We start from the raw sequence: 2464 nt of genomic DNA, 5'->3' as shown, positions 1-2464 counted from the left end.
GTTGCCCCCGGCGCAGACGACGGAGTGCCACTCCCTCGTCGCATTCACCGCCGTTGTACTGATCGCCGTTATAAAAATGCTGGTCATCAGACGGGAGCGAAATGCTGTTCGAGACCAGACATCTCAACAATTCGCGCTTTCCGGGGTCAAATCAGGAATGCGCGTTCGAATCGCGAAATCTCGCAACAGACTGCGGCGACTTGCAGAGGCGCATGGCAACCCGTTGTGGCGCACTCTTCACGAGTCAGCTTGTAGCGGAGTGAAAATCCGGCGGGACGGATTCACGAAGGCCCAGCACAGTGCCCCCACCAGATATGTCGCAGCGAACAGAATCAGGACGAGATTCCAGTCCTCGGTTTGCTGGAACAGTTCGCCGACGATGATCGGGCAAACCGCCACTGCCAGATTGCCCGCCATGTTGACTGTACCCAGTGTTTGTGCAACGCGCGCTCCACCGATATCAATCACGGCCGCCCCCATCGCCGGACCAGCGAACGACCCGCAGAAGACCGCGACGGCCAGTAACATCAACGCCGCAGTCATGTCCTGCACATACCAGCTTCCCAGAATGAGCAATCCACATATTCCCAGTGAATACGCCCCGATTCCACTTCGGCTGAGCCAGAGACTTCCGGTCCGTTTCCAGACCCAGTCAACGAGAAGTCCGCCGAGCAGGCTCCCACCCAATGCTCCGGCAAAAACGATTCCCTGCATGTAGCCTGACTGCGCGATGGACACACCCCGGGTTTGCTGCAGAAAGGTCGGAAACCAGCTCGCGAAGAACATATAGCCTGCCGCACGGCAAATCTGTTGACCGCAAATCAGCAACAGGCCCAGGTGACTGAACATCGCCAGCCAGTTCGTTCGGTCTGCTTCATTCTCCTGCCGAGAGACATCGTCAGGAGAGACATTCGCGCTAATGAGTTCCCGCTCCGCAGAGTTAACGCCGGCGCAGCCCTCAGGACGATCCCGGAATCGAATGAAGAAGATCAAGGCCCAGACAAAACCGGGTAGAGCGAAGAGAATGAAGACACTTCTCCACGTCATCACCTCCATCCACGTCATCACCTTCACCTCCAGCAGTCGCCCCGTAAGGACGCTGGCCGCGATGGCGCCGACTTGCATTCCTACCGCCAGCAGACCGCACCCGAGCGATCGCTGCGACATCGGCATCCAGTACTTAATGGAATTGATCGAAGCAGGAAAAAAACCCGCTTGGGCAATTCCCATCACCATTTGAGCGACAATCAACAATGCAAAACTGGAAGAGAGGGCGGTGCCGAACATGGCCGCTGACCAGGCGACCGCAAAGCAGGTCATCGCCAGTCGCGTACCAAACCGATACGAGAACGATCCGGTCGGAATTTGAAACAGGGCATACGTCCAGAAGAAAGCCCCCATGAACTGGCCAGATTCCGCCAGGGTTAATCCCAGATCATCCCGGATACGGCTCTCTGCCACGCCAATCGAATTTCGGCACAAATAGGCCAGCCCGCTGGCCGTCGCTAGCCAGCCAATCGCCCGGTAGCGAACGGCCGTTGCACGCAGACTCCCGTCCCACACGATCTCTGATGAAGAGGAAAGTTCCTGGGTGGGTCGCTGGAACGTGGGATCTTCCAACGACTCGACTTGTCCAACCGATGTCTGATCGTCATCGAACGTTTTCATCGTCGAGTCCTCCCACGTATGGTGCTGCGGGTTTGTTGGTCGCCACTTATCGAATCGTGGCCTGCAGCCTCAGAAACAGTCGATCCACCTCGGCCTGAGTTTCGGGATCGAGTTCCCAGCCAACCGGTTGCCGTTGAACAGTGTTGGGAAAAATTCCCCGTTTCTTCATCAGGTACTTTTCGATCGACAGGAATCCATCCAGTCCGGCAGAGAGTTGCAACGCGACGAGTCCGCAAATCGGCAATGAGAGCTGATAGATCCGCTCTTCATCTCCGGCTTCGAGCGCTCGCCAGAGGGAGATCACACCATCCAGCAGATCCGTACCGGGCATCGTTCCCTGAATGCCGCGACGGTAACAGTCGACCAGAGTGATGCCCCCCGACCCTTCGAAGATCTTTGCCTGCCCCTTGGTCGCATCGCGCAATCGAGACAAATTCGGGCCCAGTGGGTGCGCCTCTGGCTTGAAAAAGATCCGTTCAGGGCCGAACCGATGAAGCAGTTCCAGATAGACATCCAGCGAAATGGCAGCTCCCACATAACCGGAGGCATCCTGGACAATCAGCGGAATCGAAACTCGTTCGGCAATCGCCCCGAAGTAGTCGCGTGTCTTGAAAGCAGGCAACCGGGTGGCGATGGGTGGGATTGCCATCACGGCGCTGGCTCCATGGCGGGCAGCATGCTCTGCCAGTTGGCACGCTTCGCCCGTGCTCTCGGCCCCGACGCTGATCACCGAGAATCCGCGACCCTGCGCACGGCGGCAGACGAATTCCGCCAGCTCACGTCGCAGTTCCATCGG

The 2464-nt window shown here is 57.9% G+C and carries 2 protein-coding genes; both read right to left on the bottom strand.

Annotation, left to right across the window (positions count from 1 at the left end; genetic code table 11):
• Positions 1-237: 237 nt before the first annotated feature.
• A complete protein-coding gene (locus VGE80_RS00180) occupies positions 238-1668 on the bottom strand; it encodes an MFS transporter (RefSeq protein WP_373652695.1) in 1431 nt (476 codons plus the stop codon).
• A gap of 46 nt (positions 1669-1714) precedes the next feature.
• Positions 1715-2464: dihydrodipicolinate synthase family protein (locus tag VGE80_RS00175; protein WP_440591244.1), on the bottom strand; the 750-nt coding region annotated here is incomplete at its 5' end.

It is taken from the genome of Schlesneria sp., assembly GCF_036405755.1.
Taxonomy (GTDB): Bacteria; Planctomycetota; Planctomycetia; order Planctomycetales; family Planctomycetaceae; genus Schlesneria; species Schlesneria sphaerica.
This window is presented reverse-complemented; position numbering and strand designations above follow the sequence as displayed.